The sequence below is a fragment of the Terracoccus sp. 273MFTsu3.1 genome (genome assembly GCF_000383675.1).
In the GTDB taxonomy this organism is placed as follows: domain Bacteria; phylum Actinomycetota; class Actinomycetes; order Actinomycetales; family Dermatophilaceae; genus Terrabacter.
This window is the reverse complement of record NZ_KB911821.1, coordinates 267,745-282,443: the sequence shown is the minus strand read 5'-3', so window position 1 is coordinate 282,443 and position 14,699 is coordinate 267,745. Positions and strand designations below refer to the sequence as shown.

General features: G+C 71.5%; 15 protein-coding genes. 10 read left to right on the top strand and 5 right to left on the bottom strand.

All coding sequences use genetic code 11. From position 1 onward, the window contains the following. The first annotated feature begins 1 nt into the window (after position 1). The 6 genes from rsmD (at position 2) to mutM (ending at position 3,664) form a co-directional block, all read left to right on the top strand. A complete protein-coding gene (gene rsmD, locus H283_RS0106950; RefSeq protein WP_020142796.1) occupies positions 2–583 on the top strand; it encodes a 16S rRNA (guanine(966)-N(2))-methyltransferase RsmD in 582 nt (193 codons plus the stop codon). Between the two features lie 55 nt (positions 584–638). Beyond that, entirely contained in the window at positions 639–1,139 is a 501-nt protein-coding gene (gene coaD, locus H283_RS0106945) for a pantetheine-phosphate adenylyltransferase (protein ID WP_020142795.1), read from the top strand. An 89-nt stretch (positions 1,140–1,228) separates the two neighbouring features. Next, positions 1,229–1,804: a DUF177 domain-containing protein gene (locus H283_RS0106940; RefSeq protein WP_028785392.1), complete on the top strand. Its 576-nt coding sequence runs from the start codon at positions 1,229–1,231 to the stop codon at positions 1,802–1,804. Position 1,805: 1 nt separating this feature from the next. Continuing rightward, the gene (rpmF, locus tag H283_RS0106935) at positions 1,806–2,000 is read left to right on the top strand and encodes a 50S ribosomal protein L32 (RefSeq protein WP_020142793.1); all 195 of its coding nucleotides are present in this window, start codon (positions 1,806–1,808) and stop codon (positions 1,998–2,000) included. 52 nt (positions 2,001–2,052) lie between these two features. Then, on the top strand, positions 2,053–2,796 hold the full coding sequence (gene rnc, locus H283_RS0106930; RefSeq protein WP_020142792.1) for a ribonuclease III: 744 nt from the start codon (positions 2,053–2,055) through the stop codon (positions 2,794–2,796). Between the two features lie 7 nt (positions 2,797–2,803). Continuing rightward, complete coding sequence (gene mutM / locus H283_RS0106925; RefSeq protein ID WP_020142791.1) at positions 2,804–3,664, top strand: bifunctional DNA-formamidopyrimidine glycosylase/DNA-(apurinic or apyrimidinic site) lyase; 861 nt, start codon at positions 2,804–2,806, stop codon at positions 3,662–3,664. Positions 3,665–3,727: 63 nt separating this feature from the next. On the opposite strand, the gene H283_RS0106920 is transcribed toward mutM, so the two are convergent. From H283_RS0106920 to H283_RS0106910, 3 genes are read right to left on the bottom strand one after another with little or no spacing between them, the layout of a single operon-like run. Further along, positions 3,728–4,060, bottom strand: coding sequence for a hypothetical protein (locus H283_RS0106920; RefSeq protein ID WP_020142790.1), 333 nt, complete (start codon positions 4,058–4,060; stop codon positions 3,728–3,730). Positions 4,061–4,073: 13 nt separating this feature from the next. Further along, positions 4,074–5,831, bottom strand: a complete 1,758-nt coding sequence (locus tag H283_RS0106915) for a sodium:solute symporter family protein (RefSeq protein ID WP_020142789.1) — start codon at positions 5,829–5,831, stop codon at positions 4,074–4,076. A 60-nt stretch (positions 5,832–5,891) separates the two neighbouring features. Further along, positions 5,892–7,166: an NAD(P)/FAD-dependent oxidoreductase gene (locus H283_RS0106910; protein ID WP_020142788.1), complete on the bottom strand. Its 1,275-nt coding sequence runs from the start codon at positions 7,164–7,166 to the stop codon at positions 5,892–5,894. A 23-nt stretch (positions 7,167–7,189) separates the two neighbouring features. On the opposite strand from H283_RS0106910, the gene H283_RS0106905 reads away from it, so the two are divergent. From H283_RS0106905 to H283_RS0106895, 3 genes are read left to right on the top strand one after another with little or no spacing between them, the layout of a single operon-like run. Continuing rightward, positions 7,190–8,485, top strand: coding sequence for a hydroxyacid-oxoacid transhydrogenase (locus H283_RS0106905; protein WP_020142787.1), 1,296 nt, complete (start codon positions 7,190–7,192; stop codon positions 8,483–8,485). 41 nt (positions 8,486–8,526) lie between these two features. Further along, positions 8,527–10,452, top strand: a complete 1,926-nt coding sequence (locus H283_RS0106900; protein ID WP_020142786.1) for a M3 family metallopeptidase — start codon at positions 8,527–8,529, stop codon at positions 10,450–10,452. Further along, positions 10,449–11,306, top strand: a complete 858-nt coding sequence (locus H283_RS0106895) for an MOSC domain-containing protein (protein WP_020142785.1) — start codon at positions 10,449–10,451, stop codon at positions 11,304–11,306. Before H283_RS0106900 ends, H283_RS0106895 begins: the two co-directional genes overlap by 4 nt. A gap of 46 nt (positions 11,307–11,352) precedes the next feature. Here the strand turns inward: H283_RS0106895 and H283_RS0106890 are convergent, their stop codons facing one another. Together H283_RS0106890 and H283_RS0106885 are read right to left on the bottom strand one after the other, a co-directional pair. Next, positions 11,353–12,270, bottom strand: a complete 918-nt coding sequence (locus tag H283_RS0106890) for a DUF1932 domain-containing protein (RefSeq protein ID WP_020142784.1) — start codon at positions 12,268–12,270, stop codon at positions 11,353–11,355. Continuing rightward, positions 12,267–14,258, bottom strand: coding sequence for an acyltransferase family protein (locus tag H283_RS0106885; RefSeq protein WP_020142783.1), 1,992 nt, complete (start codon positions 14,256–14,258; stop codon positions 12,267–12,269). Before H283_RS0106885 ends, H283_RS0106890 begins: the two co-directional genes overlap by 4 nt. A 108-nt stretch (positions 14,259–14,366) precedes the next feature. Between H283_RS0106885 and H283_RS0106880 the strand changes: the two genes are divergently transcribed. Next, positions 14,367–14,684, top strand: a complete 318-nt coding sequence (locus tag H283_RS0106880; RefSeq protein WP_020142782.1) for an acylphosphatase — start codon at positions 14,367–14,369, stop codon at positions 14,682–14,684. Positions 14,685–14,699: the final 15 nt, after the last annotated feature.

The window sequence follows — 14,699 nt, the reverse complement described above, 5'->3', positions numbered from 1 at the left end:
CATGACACGGATCATCAGCGGCACGGCGGGCGGTCGTCGCCTCCAGACCCCGCCCGGGACCTCGACCCGGCCCACGTCCGACCGGGTCCGCGAGGCGCTCTTCAGCCGACTCGAGCACCGCGGGCTGCTCGAGGGTGCGCGCGTCCTCGACCTCTACGCCGGGTCCGGTGCGCTCGGTCTCGAGGCCGCGAGCCGCGGTGCCGCGCAGGTCCTGCTCGTCGAGTCGCACAAGGCTGCCGCGAAGGTCATCCGCGCCAACGTCGCCGTCATCGGGCACCCGGCCGTCCGCGTCCTCGCCGACACCGTCGAGCGCGCCCTCGCCGCAGGCCCGCCCGCCGGCGTGCGGATGGACCTCGTGCTCATCGACCCGCCCTACGACGTGTCCGAGGATGCGCTGTCGGCCGTGCTCGCCGCGCTCGTCGGTCACCAGTGGCTCGCGCGGGACGCGTTCGTCGTCGTCGAGCGCTCGAGCCGCTCACCGCAACCGACGTGGCCCGAGGGGCTCGAGCTCTCCGGCGAGAAGCGCTACGGCGAGACCGCGATGTGGTTCGCCGAGCCGCCCCCGAGCGACGTCGTCGCGTGATCGCGTGGCGCGAGGTTCACGCGCCGTCCGGGACCCGGACGGTAGGTTGGGCCGCGTGACGAGCGAAGCGCGCCGCTGTGTCTGCCCCGGCTCCTACGACCCGATCACCAACGGTCACGTCGACGTGGTGACCCGGGCCAGCAGGTTGTTCGACGAGGTCGTCGTCGCGATCCTGCACAACCCGAGCAAGCACGGCACGTTCGACGTCGAGGAGCGCACCGCCCTCATCGAGCAGTCCGTCGGCCACCTGCCCAACGTCCGCATCGGCGCCTGGGCCGGCACCCTCGTCGTCGACGTGTGTCGCGAGGTCGGAGCGGCGACGATGGTCAAGGGACTGCGGGGCGGCACCGACTTCGCCTACGAGCTGCCGATGGCGCACATGAACCACCACCTCACCGGCGTCGAGACGCTCTTCATCGCTGCCGACCCCACGCTCCAGCACGTCTCGAGCTCGCTCATCAAGGAGGTCGTGCGCTACGGCGGCGACGTGAGCGGCCTCGTGCCGGACCCGGTCCTGGCGGCCCTGACCGAGCGGCTGGGGGAGCGTTCGGGCTGATTTGGGCGCACGGCGCGCCTCTAGTAGCCTTGGAGGTCGGTCCACGTCCGTCTTGGCGCGGGCCGAATCCTCAACTGTGCGCAGGAGTCATGAACCGTCCCGATCCCCGTTCTCCTCTGGTGCTCGACACCAGAGAGCTTGTTCGGCGACCGGGCACGATGCACGAGATCTCGCGCACGGTGACGTTGCCCGACGACCTCGGAACCGACGTCATCTCGATCCAGACCGGCCAGCCGGTCCAGGTCGAGGTGCGCCTCGAGTCCGTCGTCGAAGGTGTCCTCGTCACGGGTTCGGCCAGTGGCACGGCGACCGGCGCCTGCGTGCGGTGCCTGGATCCCCTCGAGCTCGATGTCGAGGGGACCTTCCAGGAGCTGTTCGCCTACGCCGACCGGGCGGCGCACCACCACGAGGTGGGTGCCGACTCGGACGAGGACGAGGTGCACGAGCTGGTCGGTGATCTCATCGACCTCGAGCCCGTGCTCCGGGACGCTGTCGTGCCGACGCTGCCGTTCCAACCGGTGTGTCGGCCTGACTGCCCGGGGTTGTGTTCCGAGTGTGGGATGCACCTCGCGGAGGACCCCGACCATCATCATGAAGTGATCGACCCGAGGTGGTCGTCCCTCAGCGGACTGCTGGGGAACGACCCGCAAGAGAAGAGGAACTGACGTGGCTGTCCCGAAGCGGAAGATGTCGCGCTCCAACACCCGTTCGCGTCGCGCGAACTGGAAGGCAACGCCGACGACGCTCACCACGTGCCCCCAATGCGGTGCGGCGACCCAGCCGCACATCGCGTGCCCCTCGTGCGGCACGTACAAGGGCCGTCACTACGCCGCTGCCGAGCGCACCGAGCACCAGGCCTGATCACCTCGTGAGCAGCCCCGTGAGCAGCCTTGGTGCTGGGGGTGTTCCGGCGGTGCCGCAGCGGCCCGTCGATGCTCTGATCGCCCACCTCCGCGAGGTGGTCGGCCGGGACATCGACGAGCCGCTGCTCCTGCGTGCCCTGACGCACCGGTCGTACGCCTACGAGAACGGCGGCCTGCCCAACAACGAGCGCCTCGAGTTCCTCGGCGACTCCGTGCTGGGCCTCGTCGTCACCGAGTCGCTCTATCGTGAGCACCCCGACCTCGCGGAGGGGCAGCTCGCCAAGCTGCGCGCCGCGGTCGTCAACATGCGGGCGCTCGCCGACGTCGCCCGGGTCTTCGACCTCGGGCAGTACGTCATGCTCGGCAAGGGCGAGGAGGCCACCGGGGGCCGCGACAAGGCCTCGATCCTGGCCGACACGCTCGAGGCCCTCATCGGCACCGTGTTCCTGTCGACCGACATCGACTTCGCCGCTCGCTTCGTGCACCACCACTTCGATCCGCTGATCGAGGAGGCGGCCACGCTCGGCGCGGGTCTCGACTGGAAGACGAGCCTGCAGGAGATGGCGGCCGGCTCGGCCCTCGGGTCGCCCGAGTACCGCGTCAGCGAGCAGGGACCCGACCACGAGAAGGAGTTCCACGCCCGCGTCGTCGTGGGCGAGGAGATCCTCGGCGAGGGTCGCGGCCGCTCGAAGAAGGAAGCCGAGCAGAAGGCCGCCAAGGAGGCCTGGCACACGCTCGACGGTCGTCGCAGCGCCGCCGTGTCGTCGGCGGCCACGGGCCAGACGCAGTCCTGAGCCGCGCGTGCCGGAGCTGCCCGAGGTCGAGGTCGTCCGTCGCGGTCTGGCCGACCACGTCGTGGGTCGCCATGTCACGCGCGCCCGGATCACGGGCGTCCGCGTCGCGCGTCGTCACGACGCCGGGCCGGAGGACCTCGCCGCGCGACTGCACGACGTGACCGTCACCGCCGCCTCGCGTCGGGGCAAGTACCTCTGGCTCGCCCTCGACGGCGAGGACGCGCTCATCGTGCACCTCGGCATGAGCGGCCAGATGCTCGTCGAGCCCGCTGACGCCCCGCTCGAGAAGCACTGTCATGCCCGCTTCGACTTCGCCGACGGCGGCCCGCAGCTGCGCTTCGTCGACCAGCGCACGTTCGGCGGGCTCGCGCTGTCGCCGCTGCGGCCCGATGGCATCCCCGATTCCGTGGCCCACATCGCGCCTGACCCCTTCGAGCCGGTCTACGACCAGGCGGCCGTCGTGCGGCGGATGAAGCAGCGCGACAGTGCGGTCAAGCGGGCCCTGCTCGACCAGTCGCTCGTGTCCGGCATCGGCAACATCTACGCCGACGAGGCGCTGTGGCGAGCCAAGGTGCACGGCGAGCGGCTGTGCTCGTCGCTGACCAAGCCGACGCTCTCCGCGATCCTCGACCGAGCGCGCGAGGTCATGGCGGAGGCGCTGGGTCAGGGCGGCACGAGCTTCGACTCTCTCTACGTCAACGTCAACGGGGCGAGCGGCTACTTCGACCGGTCGCTCCACGCATACGGCCGCGCGGGCACGCCCTGCGACCGCTGCGGCACGATCATGCGGCGCGAGCAGTTCATGAACCGCTCGTCCTTCTCGTGCCCCGTCTGTCAGCCTCGCCCGAGACGCCGAAGCCCGTCCTGACCGTCGGGGACGGTGGACGGGCCGGGCGTTCTCGTCGGTCCGTCGGTGGACCTCGCCGTTCGGTCAGCTCCCGGTGGGGCGACGCTTCGGCGCGGGACGCACCGGGTCGTCGTCGACGGGCTCGACGTGCTCTGGCACGACGATCGGCTTGATCCGCGCCCAGACGAAGAAGAACGCGCTCATGAGGAGCAGGACGATGCCGGCCCACAGGTTGGCGTTGACGCCGCCGGTCTTCTGCAGCGCCTGGTCCCCGAAGATCCCCATGACGAGGAGGATCAGGCCGTAGAGGCCCAGCAGGGCGCCGATGAAGTTGCGGATGTCGAAGGCCCCCGCGGTGTGCTTCTCGCCCCGCGTGCCGTCGGGGTCAGGGGCGTCGAGCCGGTGTTGGTCACTCATGTCGAGGCTCCTGTCAGAACAAGAAGTTGAGGACGATGACGAGGCCGAGGGAGATGCCGGCCAGCGGAAGGGTGCGACGGAACCACGGCATGTTGCGCTCCTCGGGGTCGACGAGCTCCTCCTTCGGCGTCTCGGAGTAGACGAGACCGCGCAGCTCGGCGGACGACTTGGGCTCGGTCACGAGCGACACCCCGACGCTGAGCACGATGTCGACGACGAACGCCGCGGACGCCGCGACGAACGCCGCGCCCTGGCCGCTCAGCGGGATGACCCCGAGGCTCGCCGACCCGAAGCCGTCCTCGCTGAGGAAGGCGACGAGCACGGCCGAGAGCGTGCCGGCCGTGAGGCCGACCCATCCGGCGGTCGCCGTCATCCGCTTCCAGAACATGCCGAGGATGAAGGTGGCGAACAGCGGTGCGTTGAAGAACCCGAACAGCGACTGGAGGTAGTCCATGACGTTGCTGAAGGAGCTGGCGATGGTGGCCGTGAAGATCGCGACGATCGTCGCTCCCACCGTGGCCAGACGGCCGATGCGCAGGTAGTAGTCGTCGCTGTGGTCCTTGCGGATGTAGCGCTGCCACAGGTCATAGCTGAAGACGGTGTTGAAGGCCGAGATGTTGGCGGCCATGCCGGCCATGAACGCCGCGAGCAGTCCGGCGATCGCGACGCCGAGCAGCCCGTTGGGCAGGATGTCGCGCATGAGCAGGAGCAGCGAGTCGTTGTACTTCACACCCTCGCCCGACGCTCCGCCGGGTGGGGTGCCGCCCGCCTTGAGCTCACCGATCTCCTTGACGAGCACGGCGGCGACCATGCCGGGGATGATGACGATGAAGGGCACGAACATCTTGGCGAACGACCCGATGATGGGGGTCTTGCGAGCAGCCGACATCGAGTTGGAGGCCATGGCCCGCTGCACCTCGACGAAGTTCGTCGTCCAGTAGCCGAAGGACAGGACGAAGCCCAGGCCGAAGACGATGCCGACGACCGACCAGAACGGCGAGTCGAAGCCCGAGAGCGCCTGGCCCGGCCACGAGTGGAGCTGCTGCTCGGCCGGCGGGACGCCCGCCGACGCCGGAGCCGACGTGGCGAACTCGGTGATCTTGTCCTTGAGGCCCTGGTAGCCGCCGACGCGGTGCAGGCCGATCAGGGTCAGCGGCAGCAGGGCGGCCACGATGACGAAGAACTGGAGCACCTCGTTGTAGATCGCGGCCGACAGTCCACCGAGCGTGATGTACGACAGGACGATCGCGGCGGCGACGAGGAGCGCCACCCAGAGCGGCCAGCCGAGCAGCGCGTGCACGATCGAGCCGAGCAGGTAGAGGTTGACGCCGGCGATGAGCAGCTGCGCGACGGCGAAGCTGATCGAGTTGACGAGGTGGGCCCCGGTGCCGAAGCGGCGGAACATGAACTCGGGGACGGAGCGCACCTTCGAGCCGTAGTAGAAGGGCATCATCACGACGCCGAGGAAGAGCATGGCGGGGATGGCGCCGACCCAGAAGTAGTGCACGGTCGAGATGCCGAGCTCGGCCCCGTTGGCCGACATGCCCATGATCTCGACGGCACCGAGGTTCGCCGAGATGAAGGCGAGGCCGGTGACCCAGGCCGGAAGCGACCGGCCGGAGAGGAAGAAGTCGATGGAGTCGGACACCGCGCGCCTCGCCATGACCCCGATGCCGAGGACGAAGACGAAGTAGAGGGCGATGATGACGTAGTCGACCGGTTTGGCGCTGATGAGGGCGTCCGCCGTGGGCAGACCCGCCAGTGCGTGCATGCGTTCAGTCCCTTCGTTGGGCGACGACTGACGCTAGCGCAGCCCCTGACCCCGGGCGAGTCAGGATGTGCGAGTGCCGCGTGCCCTCGTGATGAGCCGTTTGAGCGGGACGGAGGTGTCCGCCGCGGAGTCGGCCTCGATCGTCATACCCTTCTCGAGCGCCCGTTTCACGGCGAGGTAGTCGGTCGGGACGCCGACCGACTCGATGGCGATGAGCAGCCCGTCGCGGTAGCTGAGCAGCGAGAAGCGTTCGGCTTCGACGTCGCCTCGCACGACGGTCCGGTCGGCGCCGTGCGGGAGCCCCGCCATCTGGAGTCGCAGGTCGCCCTGGTCGCTCCAGAACCACGGCACGCGGTCGTATGCCGACCGGTGGCCCGTGAGGGTCGCCGCTGCCGTCCGCGCCTGGTCGGTCGCGTGCGGAACGCTCTCCAGCCGCATCGATCCGGCTGCGCCGCGGTCGAACGGGTTGGGTCCGACGGCGCAGTCACCGGCCGCGACGGTGACCCCGTCCGAGGTGAGGGCGTACTCGTCGACGACGATGCCTCGAGGTTCGACGAGCAGGCCGAGCTGCTCGGCGAGCGCCGTGCTGGGCACGGCCCCGATCCCGACGATCAGGAGGTCGGCAGGCAGCTCCGTGCCGTCGGCGAGCTCGACTCCCGTGGTGCGGCCGCCCTCGCCGGTCACGCGAACGACCTGCGAGCGCAGCAGGATCCGGGTGCCGCGGCGCTCGTGTGCCCGTAGCGCGGCCTCGGACAGCTCCGGGGTGACGGCGCGCCCGAGCAGGCGGTCGGTCACCTCGACGACGGTGACGCCGGCCCCGAGTGCCCGGGCACCGGCGGCGATCTCGAGCCCGATGAAGCCACCGCCGACGACGACGACCTCACGTGCGGCGCGGAGCCGGGGTGCCAGCCGGTCGGCGTCCGCGAGCGTGCGCACCGAGTGGACCCCGTCGAGGTCGGCGCCCTCGACGCCGAGGCCGCGGTTGACCGCGCCCGTGGTCAGGGCGAGGCGCTCGAAGGTGAGGGCCCGGCCCGACGCCGTCGTGGCGCTCCCTCCCGAGGCGTCCCGGCCGACCGACACGACGGGGTCACCGGTGACGAGCTCGATCCCGAGGTCGGCGAACCACGCGGCGTCGTGGAAGACGAGGGAGTCGCGGTCGTGCTCGCCGCGCAGGTAGCTCTTCGACAGGGGTGGGCGCTCGTAGGGCGGCCCGGGCTCGGCGCCGACGAGCACGACGGTCTGCGTGTCACCGAGCTCGCGCAGGGCCGTGACGAGCGAGATGCCGGCCTGCCCGGCGCCGACGACGAGGGTGCTGGTGGTCGCGGCGGTGGCCATGGGCCCACCCTAGGGTGGGCCCCATGACGTGGTCTCCTGCGAACCCCGAGTCCGTCTTCACCTACGGCGCCCCGCAGCTGAAGTTCGGGGCAGGCGCGGCGGACGAGATCGGTCACGACCTGCTGGGGCTCGGTGCGTCCCGCGTCCTCGTCGTCACCGACGCCGGGGTGCTCGCGACCGGCTGGCCGGAGCGCGTCGCCGAGGGCATCCGCGGCTTCGGGATCGAGGTCCTCGTCCACGACTCGGCGCACGTCGAGCCGACCGATGCGAGCCTCCTCGCTGCGGTCGAGCGGGCCCGCGCGGACGGACCGTTCGACGGCTACGTCGCCGTCGGCGGCGGCTCGGCCATCGACACCGCCAAGGCGGTGGACCTGCTCCTCAGCGACGGCGGGGAGCTCATGGACTACGTCAACGCGCCGGTCGGCGCCGGTCGTGCGCCGACGCGCCCGCTCGCGCCGCTCGTCGCGGTGCCGACGACGACGGGGACCGGCGCCGAGAGCACGACCATCTGCGTCCTCGACGTGCTCTCGCTCAAGGTCAAGACGGGCATCAGCCACGTGCGCCTCCGGCCGAGCCTCGCTGTCGTCGACCCGCGCCTCACGGCCACCCAGCCCGCGGGGGTGACGGCGAGCGCCGGCATGGACATCCTCTGTCACGCCCTCGAGAGCTGGACGGCCCGGCCGTTCACGAGCTACGAGCGCAAGCAGGCCGCCGAGCGCGTCCCCTACTGCGGCAGCAACCCGATCGCCGACATGTGGTCCGAGCGCTCGATGTCCTTGCTGGCCAGGGCGTTTCGGAAGGCCGTCCGTGACGGCTCCGACGAGTCCGCCCGCAGCGAGATGGCGCTCGCGGCGACGTTCGCCGGCCTCGGGTTCGGCAACGCGGGCGTCCACGTGCCCCACGCCAACGCGTACCCCATCGCCGGTCGGGTGCGCGACTTCCACCCGGACGGGTACCCGAGCGACGAGCCGATGGTGCCGCACGGCATGGCGGTCGCGCTCACGGCGCCCGAGGCGTTCCGGTGGACCTTCGGGTCCGACCCCGAACGGCACCTCGCCGCGGCCCGGCTCCTCGACCCGGCGCACGGCAGCCGGTGGGAGTCCGACCCCTGCGACGTGCTGCCGGGCGTCCTCGTCGACCTCATGCGCGACATCGGCATGCCGAACGGCCTCCGTGCCGTCGGCTACGACGAGCGCGACGTCGACGCCCTCGTCGAGGGCTCGCTCAAGCAGCAGCGGCTGCTCGCGACGAGCCCGCGCGAGGTCGGGCCGGACGACCTCGCCGACATCATGACCCGCTCGCTGGAGCTCTGGGAATAGCAATCGACGCGAGGGGAGGGGGGCGGCATACAGTGCCGTCTGTGACCACGGAGCCCACGCACCTGCCCCTGCCCCTCGACAGCGACTGGCTCGACTGGGTCGGCGCCCGCGGCGAGCAGCAGCTCGCGCTGGCGCGGTCCCTCGTCGAGGGCCTGCGCAGCGACCCGCCGAAGGAGCCGCTCGAGGCGCTCCGCGTCTGGAACGACGCACAGACGGCCCTGTCCAACGCCGCGTCCGTCGGGTCGCTCTTCTCCGAGGTGCACCCCGACCCGACCGTGCGCGAGCGCGCCGAGTCCGTGGCTCAGCAGGTGCAGAAGCTCGACACCGACCTCGGTCTCGACACCCAGCTGTATGCCGTCCTCGCCGGGCTCGACGCGAGCGGTCTCGACGCCGACGCGACGAGGGTGCTCGAGCGGACGCTGCGCGACTTCCGCCGCTCGGGCGTCGACCGTGACGAGGAGACCCGCGACCGCCTCCGTGCCCTGAGCGAGCGAGCGATCCTGCTCAGCCAGGAGTTCAGCAAGAACATCCGCGAGAACGTCCGCAGCATCCGCGTGACGCCCGACCGGCTCGCCGGGCTGCCGCAGGACTGGGTCGAGGCGCACCCGGTCGACGACGACGGACTCGTCACCGTGACGACCGACTACCCCGACGTCGTGCCGTTCCGGACCTTCGCCCACGACGCGCAGGCCCGGCGAGACCTCGTCACCGAGTTCCTCACCATCGCGTGGCCGGACAACGACCGCGTCCTGCAGGAGATCTTCTCGGTCCGGCGTGAGCACGCCTCTCTCCTCGGCTACGCCTCCTGGGCCGACTACGACGCCGAGGTCAAGATGATCGGCAGCGGCGACGCCATCGGCGAGTTCATCGACCGCATCACCGAGCTGTCGACCACGAGCGCCGAGCGCGACAAGGCCGTGCTGCTCGAGCGGCTGCGTCAGGACCGTCCCGACGCCACGGACATCGACGGGGCCGACGTCTCCTACTACGCGGAGCTCGTCCGCAAGGAGGACCTCGCCGTCGACGCCCAGCGCGTGCGCACGTACTTCCCGTTCGAGTCGGTGCGCCAGGGGCTGCTCGACGTGACCGGCCGGCTCTTCGGGCTCGAGTGGTCGCCGGTGCCGCGCGAGGACGCCCGCACGTGGCACGAGGAGGTGGCGACGTACGACGTCTCCTTCCACGGCGAGCGCATCGGCCGCATCCACCTCGACCTGCACCCCCGCGACGGGAAGTACAAGCACGCAGCCCAGTTCGACCTCGCGCGCGGTGTCGCCGGCACGCAGCTCGCCGAGGGCGTGCTCGTCTGCAACTTCAACCGCGGCCTCATGGAGCACGACGAGGTCGTCACCCTCTTCCACGAGTTCGGCCACCTCGTGCACCACGTGCTCGCCGGCCGCACCGAGTGGGTGCGCTTCTCGGGTGTCGCGACCGAGTGGGACTTCGTCGAGGCCCCGAGCCAGATGCTCGAGGAGTGGGCCTGGGATGCCGACGTGCTCGCGACCTTCGCCCGCAACGCCGACGGCGAGACCATCCCCGCCGAGCTCGTCGAGGCGATGCGCCGGGCTGACGACTTCGGCAAGGGCTACGACGCGCGGACGCAGATGTTCTACGCGGCGCTCTCCTACGACTTCCACGTCAACGAGACCGACGACCTCACGGCCCGTCTGCGGGAGCTCATGGAGCGCTACTCGGTGTTCCCGTACCTCGACGGCACGCACATGCAGTGCCACTTCGGTCACCTCGACGGCTACAGCTCGGCGTACTACACGTACATGTGGTCGCTCGTCATCGCCAAGGACATGTTCTCGGCCTTCGACAAGGGCGACCTCTTCGACCCCGAGGTCGCCGGCGCCTACCGCGACAAGGTCCTCGCGCAGGGCGGCCGACGCGACGCGGCCGACCTCGTCGAGGACTTCCTCGGGCGTCCCTACACGTTCGACGCGTATGCCGCGTGGCTCGCGGAGTGACCGCAGCGACGCCTGAGGGCCTGCACGTCACGGCGCTGACGGTCTACCCCGTCAAGTCGCTCGCCGGGATCCCGGTCGACGAGGCCTTGGTCGAGACCCGCGGGCTCCACGGCGACCGGCGCTGGGCGGTCGTCGATCCGGAGGGCACCAAGGTCACGGCGCGCGAGGAGCACGCGCTCCTCGGCCTGCGGGCCGAGCCGCTCGACGACGGGGGAGTGCGCCTCGTCGCACCCGGTGCCGACGCGCTCGAGCTCGCCGCGCCGCGGGGAGCGGCGCCCGTCCCCGTCGCGTTCTCCGGGCAGGAGCAGGCGCTCTCCGCTGGCGCTCACGCCGACGCGTGGCTCACCGCCCGGGTCGGCCGCCCGCTCCGACTCGTGTGGCAGGACGACGAGACGCACCGACCCATTCGCCCGGACATGGGTGGCGCCGACGGCGACAGCAACTCGCTGTCCGACGCCGCACCCCTCCACGTCACGTCGGAGTCGTCCCTCGCCAGGCTCAACGACTGGCTGCTCGAGACTGCGGCCGAGCGTGGCGAGCAGCCGCGAGATCCCTTGGGACACGACCGTTTTCGACCCAACGTCGTCGTCTCCGGGAGTGAGCCGTTCGCCGAGGACTCCTGGACGACGGTGCGTCTGGGGGACGTGCCGTTCCGCGCGACCATGGTGTGTGACCGCTGCGTCATGACGACGGTCGACCGGGTCGAGCTGCGCACCGGCAAGGAGCCGATCCGCACGCTCGCCCGACACCGGAAGTGGGACGGCGCCACGTGGTTCGGCATCCGGCTGACCCCGGTGCTGCCGCTTGTCGAGGGGGCGGTGCTGCGGGTCGGTGACCCCGTCGATCCGGCCTGAACGGTCATCGCGCCGTGCCGTGCCGAGCCGGTGCGGGCGGGGGGCGTCAGGTGAGACGGGACAGGACCTCGCGCAGGTCGGTGAGGCGGCGTGCCTCCTCGGGGCTGAGCGCCGCCAGCGGCGTGGTCGCGAGCCGACGGTAGACCGCGGCCATCCCCTCGAAGAGCTCGGGCGAGACGCCGGCCGAGCGCTGGGTGGCCGCGATGCTCTCCATCTCGTCGACGAAGCGCCCGCTCTTGGCCGCAGCCACGGCGACCCGTCGGGCGGCGCCCTCGACCTGGGCAGGGAGCTCCTCGGCGAGGTCGTCGAGGACCGGCGCGAGCACCCCGAGCGCCTCGGCCGCCTGGAGGGCCTGCGCCCAGACGGCCGTCGTGCCCTTGTAGACGGACGCCGTGCACATCTTCACGGCCGAGGCCTGGCCGACGCGGTCGCCGACGATGCGCCGTCTCAGCCCGAGGGCCGCGACCCTGGCTACCTCTGCCGCGCGGGCTCCGGAGAGGTAGAGCATCGTGTCACCGTCCGGCTCGGGCGGTCCGCCGCTGACGGACCCGTCGACGAGGTCGAGGCCCGCGGCCGCAGCCAGCTCGGCAAGGCCGGACACCCGGTCGGGCGAGACGGCGTTGGCGTCGAGGAGCAGCGGTGTCGAACCGGTCGCCCCCGCCGCGTCGATGACCGACCGGAGCACGGCGTCGGCAGCGGCGGGAGGGCAGATGCTGACGACGAGGTCTGCGGCGGCGACGACGGCCTCGAGGTCGGGCAGCAGCTCCAGACCGGTGGCCAGGGCGGCCGTGCGCTCGCTCCGTCCCTGCACGGTCGCGACGACGCGGCTGCCCCCCGCTGCCCAGGCGCGCCCCAGTGCCGCCCCCATGGCTCCCGGCGAGACGATCGCGATGGTCCGGACGGCGCGGGCTCCCGGCAGGAGCTCGCCCGACGGGGAGGGTCCGCGCGCAGGCCCGACGCTCACGGGATCGGGAGCTCCTTGAGCACGACCGCCTTGCCGGTGCTGCGCTGCGACAGGTCGGCCATCGCCTGGCGCACCGTCCTGGAGAAGAGGTGCGCACCCTTGATCGTCGGGTGGACGCGGTCGGACTGGACCTGCTCGGGGTGGGCCCGGATGGCGTCGGCCCAGTCGGCCACGATGACGTTGGGCCGCCCGCGGGCGATGAGGTCGAGCGTCGCGTTGTCGGTGTCGACGCGGGCGAACGGCCCCATGATGTTGACGAGCACGACCATGCGGTCGGGGCCGAGGACGTCGAGCACCTGCTTGACGCGGTCCTCGTCGACACCGGCGTTGGTGCCGAAGGCGAGGATGATCGCCCGGCGGTTGTCGTCACCGCGCGCCGAGACCTCGGCGAGGCCGTCGGACCAGCGTCGGTTGGACTTCGCGTCGATGCGGATGCCCGGGAAGTAGTAGCGCAGCGCCTGGAGGCTGCCGACCATGATCGAGTCGCCGTACGCGTCGATCTCGGGCCCGGAGGGCATGGTGAACGAGGCCAGGGTGGCCGGTGTGGCGCCCGACGCGGACGGCCCCGCCCCGACCGTTGCAGCAGGACGCGACGCCGTCGCACCCGGCGCCGTGGTCGCGGGGGAGTGGCTCGCCATCGCGTCGGCAGCGGCCTCATTGGCTGCGAGCATGCGAGCGGTCTCGCTCTGGTCGGGGGCGGTGAGGACGATGACGGCCGTCACGACGGCCAGGGCGGCGAGTCCGGCACCGACCACCTGCTTGGTGCGCCGGCTCAGGCCCGAGACCCGAGCGCCCAGCCTGGTCGCCACGCCCCGGAAGCCGAGGGTGCGGAACGGCGTCTCGACGAATCGGAACGAGAGGTCGGCGAGCGCGAACGTCACGAGCACGCACCACAGGCGGGTCAGCAGGTGCGACGTCGTGCCGGGGGCCGACGGGTTGTCGAGTGCGACGAGCAGGATGACCGGCCAGTGCCAGAGGTAGATGGAATAGGACCGGGCCCCGACCCAGCCCGCAACCGGGTGCCGCATGGCTCGCTGGACGGCGGTGACCCGGTCGGGGCGGCGCTCGATGACGCCCATGACGAGGACCGCCGTCGCGAGCGACGCGAGCACGATCCCGCCCCGGAAGGTCAGGGTGGACTGCTCGTCGAGCAGGGCCATCTCGGCGAGGAGGACGACGAGGGCCAGCGGGACGGCATACGACCCGAGGCGACCCCACCGGGAGGGTGCCACCCAGAGCGCCAGCTGCGGGCTGGCCCAGGCGAACGCGAGAGCGGCTCCGGCCATGAGTCCCATGACGTGGGTGTCGGTGCCGTAGTAGACGCGGGTCGCGTCGGTGCCGGGGGCGAAGAGCAGCGCCATGAGGAGGGACGAGCCCACCCCCACGGCGACCGCCACGCCGACGCGCACCCGGCTCGCGACGGCCAGCAGCGCGAGGGTGACGAGCGGCCAGAGCAGGTAGAACTGCTCCTCGACGGCCAGGGACCAGAAGTTCATGAACAGCTGCGGTGCCGTCTGGTCGAAGTAGCTCGTCCCGGCCGTGATCTCGGTCCAGTTCGTCGAGAAGGTCAGCGCGCCGACGATCTGGCGGCCGATGTCGACGAGGAGGTCCTGGCTCACGGCGCGGGCGATGAGGACGCTCGCGACGACGCAGAGCACGAGTGCCGGAACGAGGCGGCGCGCTCGTCGCACCCAGAACTGCGAGAGGGCGATGCGGCCGGTGCGGTGGTGCTCGCGGACGAGCAGCGTCGTGATGAGGAAGCCCGAGACGACGAAGAAGACGTCGACGCCGAGGAAGCCGCCGGGCAGCCACGAGGCGTTGAGGTGGTAGACGAGGACCCCGGCGATGGCGAGGGCCCGGAGGCCGTCGAGTCCCTCGATCCGGGCGGGGCCTCCCGGCCGCGCACGCCCCGATCGCGGGGTGGCCCCCGTGGCCGTGTCGGCGGTCTGACCCGTGCCAGCCGCCCGTGAAATCGCCGACGTCGTCAACGTCGCTCCTTCCGTGGGCCGCGGTGAGTGGAGTCACCGCCGTGCCTGTTGTGAGCATAGGTACGCGTGGGGCTCCCGTTGCGGCGCCACGCGGCATACCGTGTCGGGGTGGCTGTCGAGCAGGATGCCGAGGTGACCGGCGCGCCCGTGCGCGTGACGATGTTCGTGCGCGGGGAGGTGCAGGGCGTCGGGTTCCGCTGGTGGACGCGCGCCCGCGCGCTCGAGCTCGGTCTGGACGGGCACGCCCGCAACACCGCCGACGGCCGCGTCGAGGTCGTCGCCCAGGGCCGCCCCGAGGACGTCGACGCGCTCGAGGCGCTGCTGCGCGAGACCCCGTCGACGACCCGACGGCCGGGACACGTCGAGAGCGTCGTCGTGCAGCAGGGCGTTCCGAGGGACGGAATCTCCGGCTTCGTCGAGCGCTGACCCGCCTAGGCTGGC